The sequence below is a fragment of the Clostridium sp. LY3-2 genome, assembly GCF_024705715.1.
In the GTDB taxonomy this organism is placed as follows: domain Bacteria; phylum Bacillota; class Clostridia; order Clostridiales; family Clostridiaceae; genus Clostridium.
Genome location: NZ_JAMDLQ010000012.1, coordinates 22,616 through 44,366, shown reverse-complemented (window position 1 = coordinate 44,366; position 21,751 = coordinate 22,616). Strand labels below are relative to the sequence as shown.

General features: G+C 28.7%; 24 protein-coding genes. 21 read left to right on the top strand and 3 right to left on the bottom strand.

What is annotated here, in order from left to right; all coding sequences use genetic code 11:
• The first annotated feature begins 134 nt into the window (after positions 1-134).
• The 6 genes from M4I33_RS02970 to M4I33_RS02945 all read left to right on the top strand — a co-directional run bounded on the left by M4I33_RS02970 (position 135) and on the right by M4I33_RS02945 (position 5,410).
• A complete protein-coding gene (locus M4I33_RS02970) occupies positions 135-1,385 on the top strand; it encodes a DNA polymerase IV (RefSeq protein ID WP_257915393.1) in 1,251 nt (416 codons plus the stop codon).
• 13 nt (positions 1,386-1,398) lie between these two features.
• On the top strand, positions 1,399-1,659 hold the full coding sequence (locus M4I33_RS02965; protein ID WP_257915392.1) for a hypothetical protein: 261 nt from the start codon (positions 1,399-1,401) through the stop codon (positions 1,657-1,659).
• A gap of 225 nt (positions 1,660-1,884) precedes the next feature.
• The gene (locus M4I33_RS02960) at positions 1,885-2,589 is read left to right on the top strand and encodes an MIP/aquaporin family protein (protein WP_257915391.1); all 705 of its coding nucleotides are present in this window, start codon (positions 1,885-1,887) and stop codon (positions 2,587-2,589) included.
• Positions 2,590-2,622: 33 nt separating this feature from the next.
• The gene (gene glpK / locus M4I33_RS02955; RefSeq protein WP_257915390.1) at positions 2,623-4,119 is read left to right on the top strand and encodes a glycerol kinase GlpK; all 1,497 of its coding nucleotides are present in this window, start codon (positions 2,623-2,625) and stop codon (positions 4,117-4,119) included.
• A gap of 194 nt (positions 4,120-4,313) precedes the next feature.
• A complete protein-coding gene (locus tag M4I33_RS02950; RefSeq protein WP_257915389.1) occupies positions 4,314-4,718 on the top strand; it encodes a PH domain-containing protein in 405 nt (134 codons plus the stop codon).
• Between the two features lie 353 nt (positions 4,719-5,071).
• Positions 5,072-5,410 carry a hypothetical protein gene (locus tag M4I33_RS02945; RefSeq protein WP_257915387.1) on the top strand — a complete coding sequence of 113 codons (339 nt, stop codon included), beginning with the start codon at positions 5,072-5,074 and terminating at the stop codon, positions 5,408-5,410.
• 51 nt (positions 5,411-5,461) lie between these two features.
• On the opposite strand, the gene M4I33_RS02940 is transcribed toward M4I33_RS02945, so the two are convergent.
• A complete protein-coding gene (locus M4I33_RS02940) occupies positions 5,462-6,133 on the bottom strand; it encodes a YitT family protein (protein ID WP_194192338.1) in 672 nt (223 codons plus the stop codon).
• Between the two features lie 715 nt (positions 6,134-6,848).
• Between M4I33_RS02940 and M4I33_RS02935 the strand changes: the two genes are divergently transcribed.
• From M4I33_RS02935 to M4I33_RS02925, 3 genes are read left to right on the top strand one after another with little or no spacing between them, the layout of a single operon-like run.
• Positions 6,849-7,865 (top strand): ATP-binding cassette domain-containing protein, encoded by a 1,017-nt coding sequence (locus M4I33_RS02935; protein WP_257915385.1) that lies wholly within the window; start codon positions 6,849-6,851, stop codon positions 7,863-7,865.
• Positions 7,858-8,673 (top strand): ABC-2 family transporter protein, encoded by an 816-nt coding sequence (locus M4I33_RS02930; protein ID WP_257915384.1) that lies wholly within the window; start codon positions 7,858-7,860, stop codon positions 8,671-8,673. Before M4I33_RS02935 ends, M4I33_RS02930 begins: the two co-directional genes overlap by 8 nt.
• Positions 8,674-8,676: 3 nt before the next feature.
• Positions 8,677-9,468: an ABC transporter permease gene (locus tag M4I33_RS02925; protein WP_257915383.1), complete on the top strand. Its 792-nt coding sequence runs from the start codon at positions 8,677-8,679 to the stop codon at positions 9,466-9,468.
• A 210-nt stretch (positions 9,469-9,678) separates the two neighbouring features.
• Here the strand turns inward: M4I33_RS02925 and M4I33_RS02920 are convergent, their stop codons facing one another.
• On the bottom strand, positions 9,679-10,479 hold the full coding sequence (locus M4I33_RS02920; protein WP_257915382.1) for a hypothetical protein: 801 nt from the start codon (positions 10,477-10,479) through the stop codon (positions 9,679-9,681).
• Between the two features lie 199 nt (positions 10,480-10,678).
• Here M4I33_RS02920 and M4I33_RS02915 point away from each other — a divergent pair, with 199 nt between their 5' ends.
• The 3 genes from M4I33_RS02915 to M4I33_RS02905 all read left to right on the top strand — a co-directional run bounded on the left by M4I33_RS02915 (position 10,679) and on the right by M4I33_RS02905 (position 12,065).
• The gene (locus M4I33_RS02915; RefSeq protein WP_257915381.1) at positions 10,679-11,017 is read left to right on the top strand and encodes a hypothetical protein; all 339 of its coding nucleotides are present in this window, start codon (positions 10,679-10,681) and stop codon (positions 11,015-11,017) included.
• 65 nt (positions 11,018-11,082) lie between these two features.
• Positions 11,083-11,244 carry a hypothetical protein gene (locus tag M4I33_RS02910; RefSeq protein ID WP_194192344.1) on the top strand — a complete coding sequence of 54 codons (162 nt, stop codon included), beginning with the start codon at positions 11,083-11,085 and terminating at the stop codon, positions 11,242-11,244.
• Between the two features lie 95 nt (positions 11,245-11,339).
• Positions 11,340-12,065 carry a hypothetical protein gene (locus tag M4I33_RS02905; protein ID WP_257915380.1) on the top strand — a complete coding sequence of 242 codons (726 nt, stop codon included), beginning with the start codon at positions 11,340-11,342 and terminating at the stop codon, positions 12,063-12,065.
• Between the two features lie 31 nt (positions 12,066-12,096).
• Here M4I33_RS02905 and M4I33_RS02900 read toward each other — a convergent pair whose 3' ends face one another.
• Positions 12,097-12,528: a nucleoside 2-deoxyribosyltransferase gene (locus M4I33_RS02900; RefSeq protein ID WP_257915379.1), complete on the bottom strand. Its 432-nt coding sequence runs from the start codon at positions 12,526-12,528 to the stop codon at positions 12,097-12,099.
• 168 nt (positions 12,529-12,696) lie between these two features.
• Between M4I33_RS02900 and M4I33_RS02895 the strand changes: the two genes are divergently transcribed.
• The 9 genes from M4I33_RS02895 (at position 12,697) to M4I33_RS02855 (ending at position 21,736) form a co-directional block, all read left to right on the top strand.
• Positions 12,697-12,969, top strand: coding sequence for a hypothetical protein (locus M4I33_RS02895; protein ID WP_257915378.1), 273 nt, complete (start codon positions 12,697-12,699; stop codon positions 12,967-12,969).
• A gap of 69 nt (positions 12,970-13,038) precedes the next feature.
• The gene (locus tag M4I33_RS02890; protein WP_257915377.1) at positions 13,039-13,344 is read left to right on the top strand and encodes a hypothetical protein; all 306 of its coding nucleotides are present in this window, start codon (positions 13,039-13,041) and stop codon (positions 13,342-13,344) included.
• A 108-nt stretch (positions 13,345-13,452) separates the two neighbouring features.
• Positions 13,453-14,565: an ABC transporter ATP-binding protein gene (locus tag M4I33_RS02885; protein WP_257915376.1), complete on the top strand. Its 1,113-nt coding sequence runs from the start codon at positions 13,453-13,455 to the stop codon at positions 14,563-14,565.
• 52 nt (positions 14,566-14,617) lie between these two features.
• Entirely contained in the window at positions 14,618-15,580 is a 963-nt protein-coding gene (locus M4I33_RS02880; protein WP_257915375.1) for a CdaR family transcriptional regulator, read from the top strand.
• Between the two features lie 200 nt (positions 15,581-15,780).
• Positions 15,781-16,995, top strand: coding sequence for a maltose ABC transporter substrate-binding protein (locus M4I33_RS02875; RefSeq protein WP_257915374.1), 1,215 nt, complete (start codon positions 15,781-15,783; stop codon positions 16,993-16,995).
• Between the two features lie 61 nt (positions 16,996-17,056).
• Complete coding sequence (locus tag M4I33_RS02870; RefSeq protein WP_194192352.1) at positions 17,057-17,995, top strand: carbohydrate ABC transporter permease; 939 nt, start codon at positions 17,057-17,059, stop codon at positions 17,993-17,995.
• A 1-nt stretch (position 17,996) separates the two neighbouring features.
• Positions 17,997-18,860: a sugar ABC transporter permease gene (locus tag M4I33_RS02865; RefSeq protein ID WP_257915373.1), complete on the top strand. Its 864-nt coding sequence runs from the start codon at positions 17,997-17,999 to the stop codon at positions 18,858-18,860.
• A 25-nt stretch (positions 18,861-18,885) separates the two neighbouring features.
• Complete coding sequence (locus tag M4I33_RS02860; protein ID WP_257915372.1) at positions 18,886-20,601, top strand: glycoside hydrolase family 13 protein; 1,716 nt, start codon at positions 18,886-18,888, stop codon at positions 20,599-20,601.
• Positions 20,602-20,716: 115 nt separating this feature from the next.
• The gene (locus M4I33_RS02855; RefSeq protein WP_257915370.1) at positions 20,717-21,736 is read left to right on the top strand and encodes a LacI family DNA-binding transcriptional regulator; all 1,020 of its coding nucleotides are present in this window, start codon (positions 20,717-20,719) and stop codon (positions 21,734-21,736) included.
• Positions 21,737-21,751: the final 15 nt, after the last annotated feature.

Genomic DNA, 21,751 nt, shown 5'->3' with positions numbered 1-21,751 from the left:
ATTTTAATTAAGACTTATGTTTAAAATTTTAAAAACATAAGTCTTAATTTTTTTCTATCCAAAAACTTACTATTTACAAAAGAACGTATGTTCGGTATTATTTTAATATAAATATTTTTAGAAGGTGCGGTAAAATGGATGATAAAATAATTTTTCATGTAGATGTTAATTCAGCTTATTTATCTTGGATAGCAGTTCATAGACTTCAGTTTGGAGAAGATAATATTGATATTAGAACTATTCCTTCAATAATCGGAGGAAATATAAAGGAGCGTCACGGTATAGTTTTAGCAAAGTCTATCCCTGCTAAAAAATATAATATTCAAACAGGGGAGCCTGTTGTAAAAGCTTTAGGAAGATGTAAAGACCTTAAAGTGTATCCGCCAGATTATAAAATTTTTATGAGATGTAGTGATGCTATGTATGAGCTTTTACGAGAGTATTCTCCGCTTATTCAAAGATATTCAGTAGATGAAGTTTTTATGGATATGAGCCATTTAAAAGATAATTATATGGATAAAGCTATAGAGATAAAAGATAGGATTGAAAAAGAGCTAGGCTTTACAGTAAATATAGGTATAAGCACAAATAAACTTTTAGCAAAAATGGCTAGTGATTTTAAGAAAAAGAATTCGATTCATACTCTATTTCAAGAAGAAATAAAAGATAAGATGTGGCCATTACCTATAAGGGACTTATTTATGGTAGGAATTAGAACTGAAAAAAAGCTAAAAAAGCTTAATATTCAAACTATAGGTGACTTAGCGCATTACAACTTTGATATTTTAAATCATATGTTTAAAAGCTATGCAAAAGTTATATATAACTATGCAAATGGTATTGAAAATTCAAAGGTTAGGGATAAAAATTATCTTGAAGTTAAGGGTATTGGAAATTCAACTACAGTCCCTTTTGATATTTTTAAGAGGGAAGATGCTTTAAAGGTGTTATTATCTTTAGTTGAAACAGCTTCTATGAGGCTTAGAAAAAATGAAACTATGTGCACTTTAGTTCACGTTTCTATAAAAACTAATGTATTTATAAGGTATTCGCACCAAGTAACTTTAAATTCACCAACAGATTCTACAGAAGAATTGTTTAAAGAGATAACAAAGGCTTTTGATGAGGTTTGGAAAGGTGAAGGGATAAGGCACTTAGGAGTAAGGTTTTCTAAGCTTTGTTCTAATGAATTTTATCAAAAGAATTTATTTGATGATGACAAAAAAGATAAAAGAAGAGCACTTGATAAAACTATTGATGAAATTAGATTTAGATATGGTAATAAATCAGTTTTTAGATCTACTTTTATCAATTCAGAAATTAAACCCCTTAGTGGAGGAGTTTTAGAAGAAGAGGATTATATGATGATGGGAAGTATTTTATAGGAGTTGATTAATTATGAAAGTTTCTAAAGTAATTCAAGTTATTGCTTGGTTTGATGAAAAAGGTAAGATTAGACCAGTTAAATTTAGATATGAAGATGAGGGAGAACTTAGGGTAGTTGTTATAGATGAGATTTTAAATAGGGAATTTAAAAAGCTTGGAGGCAATCCAACTTGGACATTTACATGCACATCAACTATTAATGATGTTAAATCTATATATGATATAAAATACGATCCTTTATCTAACAGATGGGTCTTGTTTTTTAAAAATTAAACAAAAAATAAAAAATAGATTGATTTTAAGGACGAGCGTGATATAATAATACTGTAAATGTTTTCAAATTATAAGATTCATAAAATTTTCTTTAATTTATGTGGAAGAGAAGGAGAGTTTAGCATAGATGACAGAGATGTTTTCTTTGCGGGCTCTCTTTTTATTTTTGCCTATTTTAATTTTAATTAATATAGAAAAAAAGCATTATTATAGGAGGAAATGAACATGGTCAATTTTTTAGCAGAGATGATAGGAACAATGATCCTTATCTATTTAGGGGATGGAGTTGTTGCTAACGTAGTTTTGAAAAAAACTAAAGGACATAATTCAGGGTGGATGGTTATTTCATCTGGTTGGGCATTTGCAGTTGCAATACCAGCATTTATATTTGGAGCAACTAGCGGAGCTCACTTTAATCCAGCTTTAACAATAGCTTTAGCTGCAATAGGTGATTTCTCTTGGAGTCAAGTTCCTATGTATATTACAGCTCAGATGATAGGGGCATTCCTTGGAGCAGTCTTAGTATTTCTTCAATATTACAATCATTTTGAAGAAACAGATGATAAAGATGGGAAGCTTGGAGTATTCTGTACAGGTCCAGCACTAAGAAATAGTAAATTTAATTTTATAAGTGAGTTCTTCGGAACATTTTTATTAGTGTTTGGTATTTTAGGGATTGGAAATGTAGAAATGGCAAATGGTTTAAACACACTTGCAGTAGGGCTTTTAATTTGGGCTATAGGTTTAAGCTCTGGGGGTACAACAGGGTATGCAATTAACCCTGCTAGAGACTTAGCGCCAAGAATAGCACATGCTATTTTACCTGTTCCGGGTAAGAGAGATTCAGATTGGAAGTATGCTTGGATACCAGTAGTTGCACCTATTGTTGGAGCATTAGCTGGAGCATTTGTTTTTGTAACTGTATTCTAAAAGACATTTTAAAAATTTTATGAGGTGATTAATATGGGAAAATATGTAATAGCATTAGATCAAGGAACTACAAGTTCAAGAGCTATAATTTTTGATAAAGGTCAAAATATATTAGGAATTAGTCAAAAAGAGTTTACGCAAATATATCCTAAAGAAGGATGGGTAGAACATAACCCAATGGAAATTTGGGCATCTCAATTTGGAGTTTTGCAAGAAGTTATTGCTAAAGCAAATATAACTCAAGACGAAATAGCAGCAATAGGTATAACAAACCAAAGGGAAACTACTATAGTTTGGGATAAAAATACTGGTGAGCCAGTTTATAACGCTATAGTTTGGCAGTGTAGAAGAACAGCTAAAATTTGTGATGAGTTAAGAGAAAAAGGTTTAGAAGAATATATTAAAGAAACTACTGGATTAGTTCTGGATGCATATTTTTCAGGCACTAAAATAAAATGGATTTTAGATAACGTAGAAGGTGCAAGAGAAAAAGCAGAAAGAGGAGATTTATTATTTGGAACAGTTGATACTTGGTTAGTTTGGAAACTTACTAACGGAAAAGTACACGTAACAGATTATACAAATGCTTCAAGAACTATGTTATATAACATAAAAGAATTAAAATGGGATGAAAAATTATTAAAAGAATTAGATATTCCAAAGAGCATGTTACCAGAGGTAAAGAGCTCTTCTGAAATATATGGGTATACTAACCTTGGTGGTACAGGGGGAGTTAGAGTTCCAGTTGCGGGTATGGCTGGAGATCAGCAAGCAGCACTGTTTGGACAAACTGCCTTTGAAAAAGGAGATGCTAAAAACACATACGGAACTGGATGTTTCTTGCTTATGAATACAGGAAATGAAGCAGTAAGTAGTAAGCATGGACTTTTAACTACTATAGCAGCAAGTACAAAAGACAACGTTCAATATGCTTTAGAAGGTTCAATATTCGTCGGTGGTGCAGTTATACAATGGCTAAGAGATGAGATGAAATTAATTACAGATGCAGCCGATTCAGAATATTTTGCTAAAAAAGTTAAAAATAATGGTGGAGTCTATGTAGTTCCTGCATTTGTTGGACTAGGAGCACCTTATTGGGATATGTATGCAAGAGGTGCTGTTCTAGGACTTACAAGAGGAGCAAGTAGAAATCATTTAATAAGAGCATCACTTGAAGCTATAGCGTACCAAACTAAAGAAGTAATTGATGCAATGGCATCAGATTTAGGTTCAGAATTAAACGTCTTAAGTGTTGATGGAGGAGCAAGTAGAAATAAATTTTTAATGCAATTCCAATCTGACATTATAGGAAGGAAAGTTCAAAAACCTATAATTATAGAAACAACAGCACTTGGAGCAGCTTATTTAGCTGGACTTGCAGTTGGGTTCTGGAAAGATAAACAAGAAATAAAAGAAATGCAATGTATAGGTGAGACTTTTGAACCAGAGATGGAAAAAGAAGAAGTAGATAAATTATTTAAAGGCTGGAAAAAAGCAGTTAAAAGATCTATGGAGTGGGAAAAAGAGTAATCTATTAAAGTTAAAATAAGTAAAGTGAAACAAAAAAATTAATGAGTGAGTATAAGAAAAGCATAGTATTAAATATTATGCTTTTTTTATTTAAAGAGTACTTTTTGTGTAAAATTAATTGACAAAAAGATAAGAGTATATTAATATCATGTTATAAGTTAATAAATACTATATTTTAAAGGGAGAGAAGAATAATGGGATTATTTGATAAAATGGTAGGTAAAGCAACGGTTGGAGCTGATATAAGACCTATAAAAGACTTTTTATTAGAGGGAGAAGAGGTTATAGCTTCATATCAATTTTTAAGAGATTCTATAATATTAACTAATCTAGGGATTTACCAAGTTGATGTTCAAGGTATGACTGGAAAAAAGGTAGAAGTTAAGTTTTTCCCAAAGAAAAATGTTAAGAGTGTAACTTTTGAAACAGCAGGAACTTTTGATTATGATGTAGATATAAAAATTGGAGTAGATGGAAATAGCGCTATTCATAGCACTGGAGTATTTTATAACGCACCTATTTCATTTAAAGTTCCTAAATCACAAGCAAATCAAGCAAAAGAAGTAATAGGAATAGTTAAAAAATATTATTTAATGTAATTTTAAAAGATGCTTTAGGGCATCTTTTTTTTATTAGAATCGGGAGAAAATAATTTATAAATAAGGATTTAATTAACTAAATTATTATTATGTAAAATTAATGGTGAAATCGTAATGTGCTTAAATTGAAATATAAGAGGTTTTGATGTAGATATATGCAAAAGGATTACTGCAAAGGTAAAACAAGCTTAAAAATCAATATAGAGGCATAAAAAATATGTGACATAGTGGTATAGACATGCATACCTTAAGGAAATTATGTAGAATTCTATAAAAAAACGAGATTATATGTAATAAATTATAGAGTTTTATAATAGATTTTTATTAGGAAAGAAATAAAAAGGGGACTTTATATGGATTTTATTGAACTTCTAGGCGTTATTTTAAATGAGAGCAACAACTTAGGAAAAAAGATAAATATCTTCGAGGGAGATATTTATGAAGAAGATGATGTTATAGAGATAAAAAGAATATTAGATGAACTAGATTTTGCAGTAAAAGGCTTAAGAGGTAAGCTAAATGATTCAGTTTTAGATAATTTAGATCATAATATCTACGTACTAGGTTTAAAAGTTGACTTTAGTTATGATGGTGAGGATGAATTAGAATTAAGGCATAAAGAGATAGAAAATAGAGCGGGTATAAATTGTATCCATAGGATAATAGAAATAGTAAATGAATTAGTAAAATAAAAAAACAGACAAGCGTAATGCTTGTCTGTTTGTATATAAGTAAGTGTTATTTTAAGCTTGTGCGTTTTTCTTTCTCTCAGCTAATTCATCTTCTGAATAAATTATTTTGTGAGATACAGCTTCTATTTTTGGCATAAAGAATTGTATTAATGGACCAGTAAGTAATGCTGCGATTACAGTACCAACACCAACAACTCCTCCAAGGAAGAATCCAAGGATTAAGAAAGTAGCATCTATGCACATTCTTACTACGCTGTAACTTTTCTTTGCTTTATCAGCTAAGATAAATGGAATTATATCATTTGGAGCAACCCCTAAGTCAGTTGACTTTAATAGTGAGAATCCGATTGCTATAATTACACAACTAATAGCAACGAATACCATTCTAATAAAGAAGTTGTATTGCTCTAAATGGAAAGGTCTTAAAACAGTCATCATTAAATTGATGAATGGTCCAGCTGTGAACATAGCTAAAACTGTTCCTATAAATATATGGTGTTTAGCTACGAAGAATATTATTACTAAGAAAGTGAAAGTAATAATCATATTTGCAGTACCAGGCATAATACCTAATATATCAGCTAAACCTTGAGTAAATATTGTAAAAGGATCTGATCCTATATTTGATTCAAGATAAATAGCAACCCCAGCTTGGATTATCCAAACGCCAAGGAAAAAGAATAATAATTTTAATAGCATTTGTTTTACGTTTACATTTTTCATATTTTTCAATCTCCATTACTTAAATTTTCAACAATCATACGATATCATAAAAAGATTAATAAAAAAAACACCCTATTTTTAAATATCATCAAAGTTACATAAGGTTTACATAAAAATATGTTAATTGAATACTTTTACAAATTAATAAATTATCAAAAAAGTTCGAGGATTATTTTAAAATTAATATAATTTTAAGAGAAAGATTTGAAATAAATGGGAAAAGTGTGAATGAAAATATACAATTATCAAATACAAAGTCGTATTTAGTAGAATTTAGTGAAAGGTTTTCAATTGCTTGAAGGAAAAAAGATATATAAACAAAAAGAACTTGATATAAAATCAAGTTCTTTTTTAAGGATATAAAATATTGTTGTAACGCGATATGTCAGGCATATCTAAATTTAAAAATCTAAATTATAATTACTTTCTTAAATAATTTAGATTACTGGCTATTGAAAAAACAATCAATGCTATGACTGTTTTAAAATGTAAACTATGCTTATATAAAATTATAATGTTAAATTTTGAACAATGTAAAAACATAAAATGGAAAAAGTGTTAAACATGAAAAAATATGAATTTTATTTGTGAGAATCTACAAAGAAATGTAAAAGTATTATGTAAACTGCTTATTGGTAACGTTTTCGATGTATAATAAAATTATTGCTTCATTATAAGAGTATTTAAATTAAATGAATGGGGGAAATGAGAATTTATGATAAAGGTAAATAATATAAATAAAGAATTTAAGATAAAGAAAAAAGAAAAGGGATTAAAAGGTGCGATGAAATCATTATTTACGAATGATTTTGAACTAAAAAAGGTTGTATCAGATATTTCATTTAATATAAAAAAGGGAGAAGTTGTAGGATATATTGGAGCAAATGGGGCTGGGAAATCAACAACGATTAAAATGATGACAGGTATTTTAACGCCAACATCTGGAGAAATAATAGTAGATGGAATAGTGCCTTACAAAGAAAGAGAAAAAAATGCGATGAATATTGGAGTTGTATTTGGACAAAGAACTCAACTTTGGTGGGATTTAGCACTTAGAGAAACATTTGATATATTAAAAGATATCTATTCAATAGATGATATTGAATTTAATAGAAGTATGAAGTTTTTAAATGATGTGCTTGAATTAGAAGAATTTATAGACAGGCCAGTTAGAACTTTATCATTAGGACAGAGAATGAGGGCAGATTTAGCAGCATCTTTAATACACAACCCCAAAATACTTTATTTAGATGAACCTACTATAGGGCTTGATATAGTTGTAAAAGAGAATGTTAGGAAGGCTATAAAAAGAATTAATAAGGAGTTTGGGACAACTGTAATATTAACTACTCACGATTTAAGTGATATAGAAGAACTTTGTGAAAGAATAATAATTATAGATAAAGGAAAGAAAATATATGATGGTAGTTTAGATAAGATAAAAGAAAAGTTTGGATACATTACTACATTAGATATATCTTTTAAAAATAAAGAAGAAAGTATTAGTTATGATAGTTTAAGAAATTTATTTAATATAGGAAAAGATGATTTAAAGTTAACTTTAGACGGAGAAAAAATAAGTATTAAATATAATAAAAATCTAATAACATCCTCTGATATATTATATAAACTTATGCAAAAAATATATGTAAATGACTTTAAGATATTAGAAAGTAGCATAGAGGATATAATAAAAAAAATCTACAGAGAGGGGATGACTGAGTATGAATAAAAGAGACCTTAAGATATTTTACACCTTCATAAAGGGAGCTTTTAAAAAAGAATTAGCATACAAAGCTGAGACTTTTATGTGGATGCTTGGAAGTTTTATTGTTGTTATTGTGACTTATTTTTTATGGAAAGCAATATACAGCAGTTCAAACGAAAGCATAATTAAGGGATTTACTTTAAATGAAATGCTAATCTATGTACTTATAAGCTATATAATTGGGATGGCAGCATCTTCAACTATTTCTTATGAAGTTTCTAAGGAAGTTAGAGATGGAAGTGTCGCTATGAGTATAACAAAGCCAATTTCTTATAGGAAAAGGATGATAGCTATAGGAATTGGAGAATTTTTATATAAATTTATATTAGTAGTTATACCAGCTATGATTTTTATTAGTATTTTTGGAATATATAAAGGAATAAATATAGGATTTTCTAATATAGCGTTTGGACTTTTAAGTATAGTTTTAGCTTTTTTAATTAATGTGTATTATTCATATATGTTTGGGTTAGCTGCCTTTAAAATTTATAATATGTGGGGAGTTTCTCAAATACAAAATGCTATTATAATGCTTATTTCGGGGTCTTTAATACCTCTAACCTTTTTCCCAGATGTGATAGGGAAAATAATAAAAATACTTCCATTTAGTTCTGTTATATACACACCCTCTATGATCTATCTTGGAAAAATTCAAGGTGCATTAATTATTAAAGAATTAGGATTTCAATTATTTTGGGTGATAATACTTGGATATTTATCAAAATTTATTTTTAGTAAGGTTATTGGAAGTTTAAGTGTACAAGGGGGTTAAAAGATGAAAAGGTATTTTAGTATATACATTAAATTTTTAAAGCAATATTTAAAGGTACTTATGGAGTATAAGGAAGATTTTTTAGCTGGGATAGTTGGATTTTTTCTAGTTCAGCTTTCTTCGATAGTATTTATAGGATTAGTATTTAATAATATCCCAAGCCTAAAAGGGTGGTCATTTTATGAAATATTATTTATCTATGGATTTTCTCAAATTCCTAGAGGGATAGATCATGTGTTTACGGATTATCTTTGGATATTTAGCCGTGATTCTATAGTTACAGGTGAGATGGACAGATATCTTTTAAGGCCTTTAAATCCGTATTTTCAAGTAATTGCGCAAAGATTTCAGCCAGATGGGTTTGGTGAACTTTTAACAGGTATGATTCTTATTGTTTTTTCGGGGATAAAACTTAATATATCTATAGGGTTTATGGATGTTTTGGGATTTATAATAGCAGTTTTAGGAGGAACTTTAATATATACTGGAATAAAAACTGGGATGGCAGCTATTGCTTTTTGGACTAAAAGGAGTATGAGTTATTTAAGGGTTGCCTACGAGATGAGCGGATTTTCTAAGTATCCTATTAATATTTACCCAGGTGGAATAAAGGGGATATTAACTTTTATAATACCTTTTGCTTTTACAGGATATTATCCAGCTGCTTATATTTTAGGTAAGGAAAGTTTCTTAAAAGGTGTGCTGCTTACGGCTTTTGTTGGTATTTTGGTAATGGTTATAGCATATTTGATATGGCTTAAAGGGGTAAAATCTTATGAAAGTGTTGGGAATTAATGGTTAAGAGCATGGGTTTATATATAAATCTAAACTTTATCAGATTTACTGACCTAACTGTTCTGAACTTGTGTTGTTCGTGCAGTAGATGAAAAAAATTATGATATTTTTTTTAGGACATTAGGAAATCAGCCATTAAGAGTTGGTTCAAAGATGCTTGTACTAAAAATAATATATTTATGAGAAAAATAATTTAGACAAGTTTTAAAATTAACAGAAAATATCATGGTGAATATTAGGGTAAAAAAATCTTGAATCAAGTTTATTTTCAAACAAAATTACAAGCCAATTCAAATATTTATCTAAATACTTAGAGGCTATTCCACGATATTTTTTAAAAATAATTCTACGTAAAAATTTAATGAAATATTGAGATAAATAAGTCAAGTTTTCAATAAGCTTAGAATTATATTTAGATAGTTTTAAGTTTCGCCTAGATATCCTTATGCAAACTCTTTTCGACGGGATATCATGGGCTGGTATAAACTTGGCTTTTTTATTATATTTCAATGATGAGACGATATTATCTATATCGTTAAGGGTCATACTTTTTCTAAAAGAAACCTTTGCAAATGAGTTTTTATATTTATTTATTGCGAGTAAAACATAGATTTTATCACGATTATCAAGTGTTTTTAAAACTGGAGGAGTCTTTTGACCTTTAAAATTTTCTTTAAAATAAGTATGCTTTATCAAAACTCTCCCGTGTAGATTGTAAGGTGAACTGGGGATTTCAGTTTTATTTAAAATTTTATGGCGCCATCTAAAAGAAGTATCTATGCAAATATTTAATTTATAAGCACATTCTCTAATAGATAGTCCGGAAGACATCAATTTAAAATATTCAAGCCAAAGAGTATGAGATTTTTTAGATTTATTCCAGACTGATTTAGATCCACTAGTGTAAGTTTTTAGACATGATCTACATTTATAACGTTGATTGTTTTTATAGTGACCATGCTTAATATATAAATTAGAATTACAATGCGGACAAGATATTGAATTATTCATAGTTATCACCTCTATTTTTAGTATTTACAACTTGGCAAAGTTATATACATAAACAACAAAAGTTCAGAACAGAGGGGATAGGGAGAGGGAGATTTGGGGAGAATGTATTATTAGTAAGGGATAAATATTAAAAAAAGTTTTTAAAAAGATTGAAATTAATAATAATTATTATATAATAAAAAGAAAAAGGAGCGTTTTTATGAATATAAATGAATTAATCTTAAAAGAAAAATCAGTTTCTAATATAAGAAAATTTGTAATTGAAGTATCTAATTGCATAGCGGATTTACAAGATAAAAATGAAATAATAAATAAGTTAAAATATATAATAAAAATAGTTGGAGAAATGCAATATGATAATTGCAGTGTTTCGGATTACGAGGCATTAATAGACGAAGAAGTTGTTTTGGATATATTATTAAATAAAGGTAATTTAGACAGAGAAACAGCAAGGGAAATAGTATATAATAAACAAAAATATCTAAATGGTGAATATACTCCTAAAAAAGTCTTAAGTGGAATATTAGGAGAAATTTAAATACAAAAACTACCTCTTTAAATATCAAATTAATTAGGAATACTATTAATGTCGGAGGTGGTTTTATGACATATGAAGATAAGTTATACAAAAAAGAAATCATAAAAAGATTATCAAAAGATGGAAAGTCAGAAGAAGCACTAGAAAGTAAAACAATTGCTGAACTAGAAAGTATGATGACAGAATATGATAATAAGAGAATGTTTGATCCAACTCTGCATGACTAATTTAAAAGCTACGCTATAAAAGGCGTAGCTTTTTTGTAACAAAAATTAAATCTATCTCATATTATAACTCATAAAAATTATATGGGTGAGTGTTAATGAAGAAAATAATTTGTTTTAAAGACAAAGACGAGGTAATTGAAAAAGCAAAAAAAATAATAAAAAACAATAAAGAGCTATTTGATTTAGAAGATGAAGAAATACATGTAGTTTATGAAAGAGGAGATATAAACAATGCTTTTATAAGCAAAAGTATTATAGGAAAGAAAAAACTTAAAGTTGGAATTTCTAAAATGGACTTTGAGTATGCAGATAAAGGATTAAAATTGCTTTTAGGGCATGAATTAACTCATGCTAAGTTTTTTAAAAGTAAAAAGGAAGAAAATACTCTTAAAAAATTACAAGAGGGGATAGGATTAACTTTGAAATTAGGAGGATTTTTAGGAAAAGAAGTCATAATTAAAAGAATGATTCTTGAAACACTATGTGATATAAATGCTATAAAAGTAATGAAAGCAGATATAAGTGAAATTGATGCCTATTTTAATAGAGGGATAGTATTTATTGATAAAGATTATGTTATTTCAGGATATTTACCTCCAGACCAAAGAAGACTTATTGCAGAAAAATATGGATTAAAAAATAAAATTAATAAAGAATTGTTTGCAATAGACTTTATGAAACTTTATAACAAGGCAATTGAAAATTCAAATGTAACAAAATTAAAAGTGGAAAATGTAGAAGAGATTATAGAAGTAATAGATAGATTTTTCTATGAGGAATTTATAGTTAAAGAAGAAGATTTTAAAACATATAGATTTTAAGAAGCTGTGCATTACACAGCTTCTTTTAAATTTAGAAAACTTTTCCGATGTAAGAACTAGTTTCAAGTTTATCAAAATCATATGATTTTAATGCTTCTATAGAATCTATATATGCGTGTAGACTATCACTTATCATAAGGTTAACTGGGTTTTTAGTTAAGTTTACTACTATAACTTTTTTACCTATAGCATAAGAGTATCCACACTCCCAAGCAGTTCCGCTATCTGAATAATTTCCATTACTTATGATTGCAACTACTAAATCAGCTTTATTTATTTCAGTTTTATCCGCTAGGAAAGTTTCTTTTCTCCATTCAAGTGAACCAAATTCTAAATCGCTTTTTAATTCAAATGGTGCAAAGACTTCAAATCCCTTTTCTTCTCTTAAAACTTTTAATACACTAGTCATTCTTTCAAGTTCATCATCGTTAAAGAACGGACTTGCTAAATATATTTTTTTCATAGGTTTCCTCCAAATTTAAATAATTTATATTAGTCTAATTATATGAAATAAATTTAATTTACATAAGGGGTAAAATGAAAATATATAAATTCTAATAAAAAATTATATATTATTAGAAAATTTGGTAATAATATTTTTATGAGGTTTTAAATTTAAGGAGGAATTTAAATGAATAGTTCTACATTATATAATGATCTTCTAGAAATATATAGGGTAAACAACCTACATAATAATAGAGACACAGATAAACTTTTACAAATGCTAAATAATAAGGGGGCAGTTCTTACCGCTAAAGAACTTATTAGAAATAACGATATGGATTTTGATATAGAAGAAATTGTATTAAAAGATAGATATTCAGATATCTTTAGTGAAGAAGAGAGGGATATTTGTAAAAGAAGATTAACTCATAAAAATGATAATATAAACGAGCTTACTTAAGGCTCTTGTAATAATATAGCTTTAAATAACATAAAATATTAGTAATAAAGTAAAAGCGGGGAAAGTGACGTGGGAATAGGATTAGTATTAGAATCGGATTTATATATGGATATGCTAGAACTTTACAAAAAAGCTGATATTGAATGTAATTATAGGCCAGAAAAATACTTGAATTTTATTAGTGTAAAAGGTGGAATAAACGCAGCTAAAGAGCTAATTAAAGATGAAAATGAAATCTTTGATATAAGGATTTTAAAAGAAAAAGATAGGCTAGACCTTACGATTGAAGCTCTAGTTACTAAGAGTAAATATAAAAAGATATTTACTAAAGAAGAGATTGATATTTGTAAAAAAAGACTAGAAAAGTTTAAATAAGCTAGGTTTATATTTTATAAGCCTAGCTTATTTTTGTGAATTTTGTGCATAGATGAAAAGGTTTAACTAATGTAGAATAAGGGTATAAAATTTTAGGAGGGAATATATATGGCAAAAGTAGTTTTAGATCATATTTATAAAGTTTACCCAGGAGATGTGGTAGCAGTTAAGGATTTTAATTTAGATATAGAAGATAAGGAGTTCGTAGTTTTCGTTGGACCATCAGGATGTGGTAAATCAACTACACTTAGAATGATTGCAGGACTTGAAGAGATTTCAAAAGGTGAATTAAAAATTGGAGATAGAGTAGTAAATGACGTTGAACCTAAAGAAAGAGATATAGCTATGGTTTTCCAAAACTATGCATTATATCCTCACATGAGCGTATTTGATAATATGGCATTTGCTTTAAAATTAAGAAAAGTTCCAAAAGATGAAATAGATAAAAAAGTAAGAGAAGCAGCTAGAATACTAGATATAGAACATCTTTTAGAGAGAAAACCAAAAGCTTTATCAGGAGGACAAAGACAAAGGGTTGCACTTGGAAGAGCTATAGTTAGGGAACCTAAAGTATTCTTAATGGATGAACCTTTATCAAACTTAGATGCAAAATTAAGAGTTCAAATGAGAACTGAAATTTGTAAATTATATCAAAAGTTACAAACAACTTTTATATACGTAACTCACGATCAAGTTGAGGCTATGACTATGGGAACTAGAATAGTTGTTATGAAAGATGGAATAATTCAACAAGTTGATACTCCACAAAACATCTATCAAAAACCAGCTAATATGTTTGTTGCAAGTTTCATAGGAAGCCCACAAATGAACTTCTTAGAAGGTAAAGTAGAAGAGGAAAACGGAACTTACAAAGCTTACTTTAAAAAAGGCGGAGAAGTTAGATTCCCAAAAGAAAAAGGGGACAAACTTAAGGCTCAAAATAAATTAGGTGAAATGATAATTTTCGGAATAAGACCAGAAGATTTAAATGATAAGGAAAAATATATGAAAGCTAATCCAGATTGCATAATAGAATCTAATGTAGAAGTTACTGAACTTATGGGTTCTGAAAGTTATGTATATACTAAGTTTAATAACCAAGATGTAGCTATAAAATTAAATTATGCAAGCAATTTAAGAACTGGAGATAAAGCAAAATTTTATATGAATACAGAAAAAATTCACATTTTTGATAGAGAAACTAATTTAAATATAGGATAATAGTAAGTGAGGTATATGAGGTATATAAAATAAAAAGGGGAAGAGAAGGCAAATGCGAAATTTTAAAAGGCTATTAGAAGAGATATATTCACATACGAAAATACCGTTTATGGTAAAAATTAATGGGGAAGAAATTTTTAATAAAATCAGCAAAGAGGAACTTCTTGAGAGCATGATAAAAGCTGAAGTATTAGAGATTGGGAAAAATAAAATATGTATTATAACTCTAGAGAGAGATGAAAATTGTATGAGTCTTCTAAAGTATCTTATTGGTGATAAATTACATGAGTATTTTAAAAGTAATGAGATGCTAATTAAAAGAATTTTAAATGGGGAAGAAATAAGAAAAGAGGATATTGAAGCAGAGATAACTGTAGTTAAAGATAGTTTTTATTTAATTGATATATTTATAGACAGAGAGAAGCTAGAAATAGCTAAAGAGGTTATAGATAAATTATATAAAAATAATGAGGTTGTAAATTTAATTTACAAAGATCATATTTTGCTACTTGGAGATTTCGATAATGTGTTAGATCACATAAACAGTATACTTGAAGTTATAGAATCTAACGTTTATTCAGAATGCTATATATCATATAGAACTATTAGTAATGTTTTAAATCTAAAAGAAGATTTTAAAATTATAAACTATAAAGTAATACTTGCAAAGAAAAATAAATTAAGCAAAAGAGTATTTGGAGATGATGATTTATTTCTTGAAAGTATGGTAGATAACATAAACATTAAGTTTAAAAATGGAATATGCAAGGAATTCGATGATAAGCTTAAAATGTTAGACGATGAACTTTTAAGAACTATAGATATGTTTTATAAAGCTGGATTAAACTTAAGTGAAGGAGCTAAAAGCTTATATATTCATAGAAATACTCTTATCTATAGAATTGAAAAGATTCAAAAGATAACAGGGTATGATATAAGGGAATTTAATCAAGCTGTAGAATTTAAAATGATAATATCTATATGGAAAGAAAATCTATTAACAATTTGTTCATAATTCAATTGTAATAGATTACAAAAAGACAAAAATTAGAAAAAATATATTGTGATTAGGTAGAAAAAGTTATAAAATATAATTGAAAACGATACCAGAAGTTACAAGACAGAACTTATTATAATCATAAAGGTCATAAATTTTTTTAAGAATTTTGGAATCGTTACCGAAATTCCATAAAAGTATTAAGGGGGAAAGGTTAAATGATTAAAAGAAAAAGAATTTTAGCAGGAATTATCGCAGCTGTTGTAGTTGCAGGAACACTTGTAGGATGCGGAGGCGGAGATAAAAAATCAGCAGATGCATCTAAAGAATTAAAAGTATGGTCAAGACTTACAGAACAAGAGGTTGAAAAAATTAAGCCTATGGCTGAAAAATGGGGAGAAGAAAACGGCTATAAAGTTACTATGGTTATAGACAAGAGTAAAACTCAAGAGTCAATGCAAGCGATTAAAGCTGGTAAAGGTCCAGATTTAATGTTTGGTATAGCACATGATAACTTAGGTCTTTATGAAAAAGCAGGATTACTTTCAGAAGTACCTAGCGATTTAATTAAAGATGAAGATTTCGCATCAAAACAAGTTTTAGATGCAGTAACAATAAATGGAAAGAAATACGGAGTGCCACTAGCACAAGAAACTATAGCTTTATATTACAACAAAGATAAAGTTAAAGAAGCTCCAAAAACTATGGAAGAAGTAGCAAAACTTGGAGAAAGTGTGGGATTTAAATTTGATATAAATAACTTCTACAACAGCTACGGATTTATAGCTGCAAACGGTGGATATGTATTTAAAGATAATAACGGAACATTAGATCCAAACAATATAGGACTTGATAATGCAGGTGCAATAAAAGGATACCAATTCATTCAAGATTTAGTAGTTAAAGATAAATTAATGCCAGCTGATATCAAAGGTGATATGGCAAAAGGTGATTTCTTAAATAAAAAATCAGGTCTTTATATTTCAGGACCTTGGGATGTTCAAGCTTTCAAAGATGGTGGAGTTAACTTTGATGTAGTTCCAATGCCAACTTTAGATGGTAAGAAAGTTCCAACATTCATGGGTGTACAAGCAGCATTTGTTAATAACAAATCAGATAATCAAGATGCAGCTTGGAAGTTATGTAAATATTTAGTTGAAAACTCAGGTGAAGTAATTCTTAATACAGGACACAGAATACCAGTTACTAAAAAATATTTAGATAGTAAAGAATTTAAAGATAATAAATTAATGGCAGCATTCGCAGAGCAAGCTAAAAACGCTACTCCAATGCCAAACATTCCAGAAGTTCAAGCTATGTGGGAACCAGCAGGTAACAACTTAACATTATTAACTTCAGGAAAAATCACACCAGCAGAATGCGGTAAAAACATGGTAGAACAAATTAAACAAGGTATTGCACAACAAAAATAATTAACTTAAGATAGGGAGGTTTAAGCCTCCCTGTCAAATAAGTTATTTTTTTTGAAAGGGGATGGAAACGGTGCCAAAAAGTAAAAAGAATAGAATTAATACTATAAAATCAATGCCTTATTTAATACCGGCTATGATATCAATTGCAATATTCACAGTTATACCGATAGTATACACAGTTTATATAGCATTTACTGATTACACTATGTTTACTCAAGGAAGTCCAAAATTTGTAGGACTTGAAAACTTTAAAGACGTATTTACAGGTCCATTTAAAGAGGTATTTATGCCTGTATTTGGATGGAATATTATATTTGCTGTTTGCGCAACAGTATTAACATTTTTATTAGGACTTATAGTTGCTATAGCTTTAAATAATCCAAACTTAAAGGAAAAAGCATTTTATAGAGCAATCCTTATAATTCCATGGGCTCTTCCAGCAACAGTTGCCGTTCTTTCATGGCAAGGACTTTTAAATGGAAGCTATGGAGCTATAAATAATTTACTTATGAATTTACACATTATTAGTGAACCAGTTCAATGGTTAACAGATCCTAATATGGCTAGATTATCAATAATCGTAGTTAGTGTTTGGCTTGGTTTCCCATATATGATGAACGTTTGTTTAGGAGCCTTAGGTTCAATTCCAGATAGTTATTATGAAGCAGCAGATGTTGATGGAGCTAGCAAGTTCCTTCAATTTAGAAAGATAACTCTTCCAAGCTTAGCTAGAACAGCTTATCCGCTTTTAATTTCTTCATTTGCATTTAACTTTAATAACTTCGGTTCAGCATTCTTAATTACAGAAGGTTTACCAGCAAGAGTAGGTACATCTTTTGCAGGTTACACAGATATACTAGCATCAGTTAACTACAAATTATCAACTCAATTTGGTAGATTCGATATAGCTGCAACAATCAGTATAATCTTATTTATTATATTAGCTAGTATTTCATACATTCAAATGAAAATGTCAGGTCAATTCGAGGAGGTGGAATAATATGAGTAATGGAGAAGCAATTAAATATAAAAAGAAACTAAGACCAGCTGAAATAAGAAGCGTTTGGATATCTAGAATATTTTTAATACTTATGGTTTTAATAGTATTATTCCCAGTACTTTCAGTAATAGGAGCTTCAATGGCAAAGGGTGAAGCCTTCACTCAAACTTCTATTTTACCTAAGGCATTTTCATTAGAAAACTATAAAAAGGTTTTAACTGAAACAGACTTTTTAGTTTGGATGAAAAATTCATTAATCGTATGTTTTGCAATTTCAATAATACAATTAATATTAACTATACCAACTGCATATGCATTTTCAAAAATGAAGTTTACAGGAAGAAAAAATGGACTTATGTTCTTACTTTTACTTCAAATGTTCCCAACAACTATGGCATTACCTGCAATACTTGCAGTAGTTTATAGAATAAACGGAATGGACCACCTTATAACTCTTATAGTAATTCAATGTGGTGCTAGTGCATATAACATTTGGCTTATGAAAGGATTTATGGATGGAATTCCAAAAGAACTTACAGAAGCAGCTTATGTTGACGGAGCAAGTCAATTTGAGGCATTTAGAAAAGTAATATTACCTTTAACTAAAAATATGCTACTTGTAATATTCTTATTTACATTTATAGGAGCTTACAGTGAATTTATCTTTGCTTCAGCAATTATGAAAGACCCTGCAAGCCAAACTATTCCAATAGGTTTACAACAATTTATAAGAAACCAATTCTCAACTAACTGGACTCAATACTCAGCAGCAGCTATTATGGCATCAATTCCAATAGTAGTTCTTGCAACAGTTGGTCAAAAATACATGGCTAAAGGTTTAGTTGCAGGTTCAGTAAAAGGTTAATAAATAACTTTGGAGGGCTAAAGCTATGAATTTACATGCAATTTATCACATCCCTGAAGTTCCATATTGTTATGGAACTTCTAAAAATACTATTTATTTAAAGCTTAGAATAGCTAATGAAGATTTAAAAAAGGTGAATCTTTATTACAAAGAAAAATATGCTTGGAAAACTGGATTTACAAAAAAAGAAATGAATTTAGAAGCGGAAACTGAATTATTTAAATTCTTTGGAACTCTTATAGATGTAAGTGAAGGAAAGGCTAAATATTTCTTTTCTGTGGAAGATAAAAACGGCTTAGAGATTTTCTTTAGTGAAAGAGGCGTATCTAAAAATAAACCTGATGAACTTGGAAATTTCCATAAGCCTTATGTTCACGAAAGTGAAATTTATAAGCCTGTTACTTGGGCTAAAGATTCTATAGTGTATCAAATATTTCCAGAAAGATTTTCTAACGGAAATAAAGAAAATGATCCAAGAGATATAGAAAAATGGGGAAGCGATGTTAAGCCTAAAAGTTTCTTTGGAGGAGATTTAAAAGGAATAACAAACAATTTAGATTATATAGATAGTTTAGGAGTAAATCTTATTTATCTAACGCCTATTTTTAAATCAAAATCTAATCACAAATATAATATTATGGATTATTTTGAGATAGATGAGAGTTTTGGAACTAAAGAAGAGTTTAAAGAATTAGTAGAAAAGGCTCACAGTAAAGGTATAAGAATAGTTTTAGATGCTGTATTTAATCATACAGGTGATGATTTCTTTGCTTTTGAAGAATTAAAAAAAGATAGTAATTCAAAATATAAAGATTGGTACTATATAGATGGTGATAGCGTATGCCAAGAGAAGATTAACTATAAAACTTTTGGTGAAAGACTAAAGTATATGCCAAAGCTTAATATGGATAACAAAGAAACAAAGGAATACTTCTTAGAAGTCGGAAGGTATTGGATTCGTGAGTTTGATATCGACGGTTGGAGACTTGATGTAGCTGATGAAGTATGCCATTCATTTTGGAAAGACTTTAGAAAAGCAGTTAAAGATTTAAAAGAAGAAGCTTTAATAATAGGTGAAGTTATGCACCTTGGAAATGAATTTTTAAAAGGTGATGAGTTTGACTCAACTATGAATTACCCATTTAGAGAAGCTTGTTTAGATTTCTTTGCTTATGGAAATATATCATCAAGAGAATTAATAGATAGGATAACTTTAAGAAAAGAAGGTCTTATTGATTCTATGTATAAAGAGATGCTAAACCTTTTAGATTCTCACGATACGGCTAGATTTTTGCATGAATGTAAGGAAGATAAAAGAAAACTTGCTTTAGCTGAAGTGTTTAAATTTACAAGTGAAGGTGTTCCGTATATTTATTATGGAGACGAAGTTGGACTTACAGGGGGAGATGACCCTGACTGTAGAAGATGTATGGTTTGGGAAGATGAAAAAATAGATATAGATCTTTTAAATCATTATAAAAAATTAACTAAGATTAGAAAAGAAAATAAAGAACTTATAGATGGAACTACAGAGATTTTAGTTTCAGAAGATAAGGTTTTAGTTTATAAAAGGGTTTTAGGAAATGATTCAATTATGGTAATAATAAATAATTCTAAAAAGTCATTAGAATTAGATTTAGGTTTAAGAGGTAATTATAAAGATATCTACAATGAAAAAGATATATTTATAGATGAGAAATTAAGGATTAATGAATTTAACTTCAATATACTAAAATTATAAGGTAAAATACTCCATATTCTTTACAGAAGGGGTATAATATACCATATAGACGGGAACGATACCGGTAATATTTTCAGAAAATTATAGAGTTAAAGAGTATATGGGAGGAAATTATATGAATATAAAAGATATAGCAAAGATGGCTGGAGTGGGAGTTAGTACGGTTTCTAGAGTTATAAATAATCATCCAGATGTTAAAGATGAAACTCGTGAAAAGGTTAAAAGGATAATTAAAGAGAGTAATTATATCCCAAACGATAGTGCAAGGATACTTAAAAAGAATAATAACAACAACATTGGGGTTTTAGTAAAAGGTGTATTTAACCCATTTTTCTCAGAGATGATAAGTATTATTTCAAATAGGGTAGGAGAAGCTGGGTATACTATGATACTTCAACAAAATGATTTTAATGACGGTGAAGATTCAGATAGATTAATTTCATTTGTAAAAGAAAAGAGACTTCAAGCACTGATTTGTTTAGGGGGAAACTTTAATCACATAAACGAAGATACATTTAAATTTTTAAATATACCTATTATCTTAACATCTGTAAATACGTTATATATGGATAAGGCTAATGAAAATCAATTTTCATCTATTGGTATTGATAACAAAAAAGCAGCTAGAGATATGACTGAGTATTTAATAAATAGAGGACATAAAAATATTGCAATGATGCTTGGAGATAAAGAGCACGATGGAATTAGTTCTCAAAGACTTGAAGGTTATAAGGAAGCTATGAATAAATTTTCTTTAGAAATAAAAGAAAAAAATATCTTAATAGGTGAATATACATTTGATGGTGCTTATAAAGAAACTAAGAGATTCTTAAAAGAAAACAAAGATATAACGGCTATATTTGCTATATCTGATACTATGGCAGTTGGAGCTTCTAAAGCAGCTTTAGATTTAGGACTTGAAATCGGGAAAGACATATCAATCTCAGGATTTGACGGAATGGATATAGCAAAATACTATAATCCAGGTATAACTACAGTTAAACAGCCAAACAAAGATATGGCAACAAATAGTATAGACTTACTACTAGCTCTTTTAACTAAAAAAGAAAATCATAAACATATTGTTTTTGAAACTAAAATAATTGAAAGAGAGTCATGTACAAGCGTTAAGTAAATATTAATGGAGGGT

Excerpts from the sequence above, each read along its gene's own strand:
- M4I33_RS02970 (WP_257915393.1), top strand. The coding sequence starts at position 135 with ATGGATGATAAAATAATTTTTCATGTAGATGTTAATTCAGCTTATTTA.
- M4I33_RS02965 (WP_257915392.1), top strand. The coding sequence starts at position 1,399 with ATGAAAGTTTCTAAAGTAATTCAAGTTATTGCTTGGTTTGATGAAAAA.
- M4I33_RS02960 (WP_257915391.1), top strand. The coding sequence starts at position 1,885 with ATGGTCAATTTTTTAGCAGAGATGATAGGAACAATGATCCTTATCTAT.
- glpK (WP_257915390.1), top strand. The coding sequence starts at position 2,623 with ATGGGAAAATATGTAATAGCATTAGATCAAGGAACTACAAGTTCAAGA.
- M4I33_RS02950 (WP_257915389.1), top strand. The coding sequence starts at position 4,314 with ATGGGATTATTTGATAAAATGGTAGGTAAAGCAACGGTTGGAGCTGAT.
- M4I33_RS02945 (WP_257915387.1), top strand. The coding sequence starts at position 5,072 with ATGGATTTTATTGAACTTCTAGGCGTTATTTTAAATGAGAGCAACAAC.
- M4I33_RS02940 (WP_194192338.1), bottom strand. The coding sequence starts at position 6,133 with ATGAAAAATGTAAACGTAAAACAAATGCTATTAAAATTATTATTCTTT.
- M4I33_RS02935 (WP_257915385.1), top strand. The coding sequence starts at position 6,849 with ATGATAAAGGTAAATAATATAAATAAAGAATTTAAGATAAAGAAAAAA.
- M4I33_RS02930 (WP_257915384.1), top strand. The coding sequence starts at position 7,858 with ATGAATAAAAGAGACCTTAAGATATTTTACACCTTCATAAAGGGAGCT.
- M4I33_RS02925 (WP_257915383.1), top strand. The coding sequence starts at position 8,677 with ATGAAAAGGTATTTTAGTATATACATTAAATTTTTAAAGCAATATTTA.
- M4I33_RS02920 (WP_257915382.1), bottom strand. The coding sequence starts at position 10,479 with ATGAATAATTCAATATCTTGTCCGCATTGTAATTCTAATTTATATATT.
- M4I33_RS02915 (WP_257915381.1), top strand. The coding sequence starts at position 10,679 with ATGAATATAAATGAATTAATCTTAAAAGAAAAATCAGTTTCTAATATA.
- M4I33_RS02910 (WP_194192344.1), top strand. The coding sequence starts at position 11,083 with ATGACATATGAAGATAAGTTATACAAAAAAGAAATCATAAAAAGATTA.
- M4I33_RS02905 (WP_257915380.1), top strand. The coding sequence starts at position 11,340 with ATGAAGAAAATAATTTGTTTTAAAGACAAAGACGAGGTAATTGAAAAA.
- M4I33_RS02900 (WP_257915379.1), bottom strand. The coding sequence starts at position 12,528 with ATGAAAAAAATATATTTAGCAAGTCCGTTCTTTAACGATGATGAACTT.
- M4I33_RS02895 (WP_257915378.1), top strand. The coding sequence starts at position 12,697 with ATGAATAGTTCTACATTATATAATGATCTTCTAGAAATATATAGGGTA.
- M4I33_RS02885 (WP_257915376.1), top strand. The coding sequence starts at position 13,453 with ATGGCAAAAGTAGTTTTAGATCATATTTATAAAGTTTACCCAGGAGAT.
- M4I33_RS02880 (WP_257915375.1), top strand. The coding sequence starts at position 14,618 with ATGCGAAATTTTAAAAGGCTATTAGAAGAGATATATTCACATACGAAA.
- M4I33_RS02875 (WP_257915374.1), top strand. The coding sequence starts at position 15,781 with ATGATTAAAAGAAAAAGAATTTTAGCAGGAATTATCGCAGCTGTTGTA.
- M4I33_RS02870 (WP_194192352.1), top strand. The coding sequence starts at position 17,057 with ATGGAAACGGTGCCAAAAAGTAAAAAGAATAGAATTAATACTATAAAA.
- M4I33_RS02865 (WP_257915373.1), top strand. The coding sequence starts at position 17,997 with ATGAGTAATGGAGAAGCAATTAAATATAAAAAGAAACTAAGACCAGCT.
- M4I33_RS02860 (WP_257915372.1), top strand. The coding sequence starts at position 18,886 with ATGAATTTACATGCAATTTATCACATCCCTGAAGTTCCATATTGTTAT.
- M4I33_RS02855 (WP_257915370.1), top strand. The coding sequence starts at position 20,717 with ATGAATATAAAAGATATAGCAAAGATGGCTGGAGTGGGAGTTAGTACG.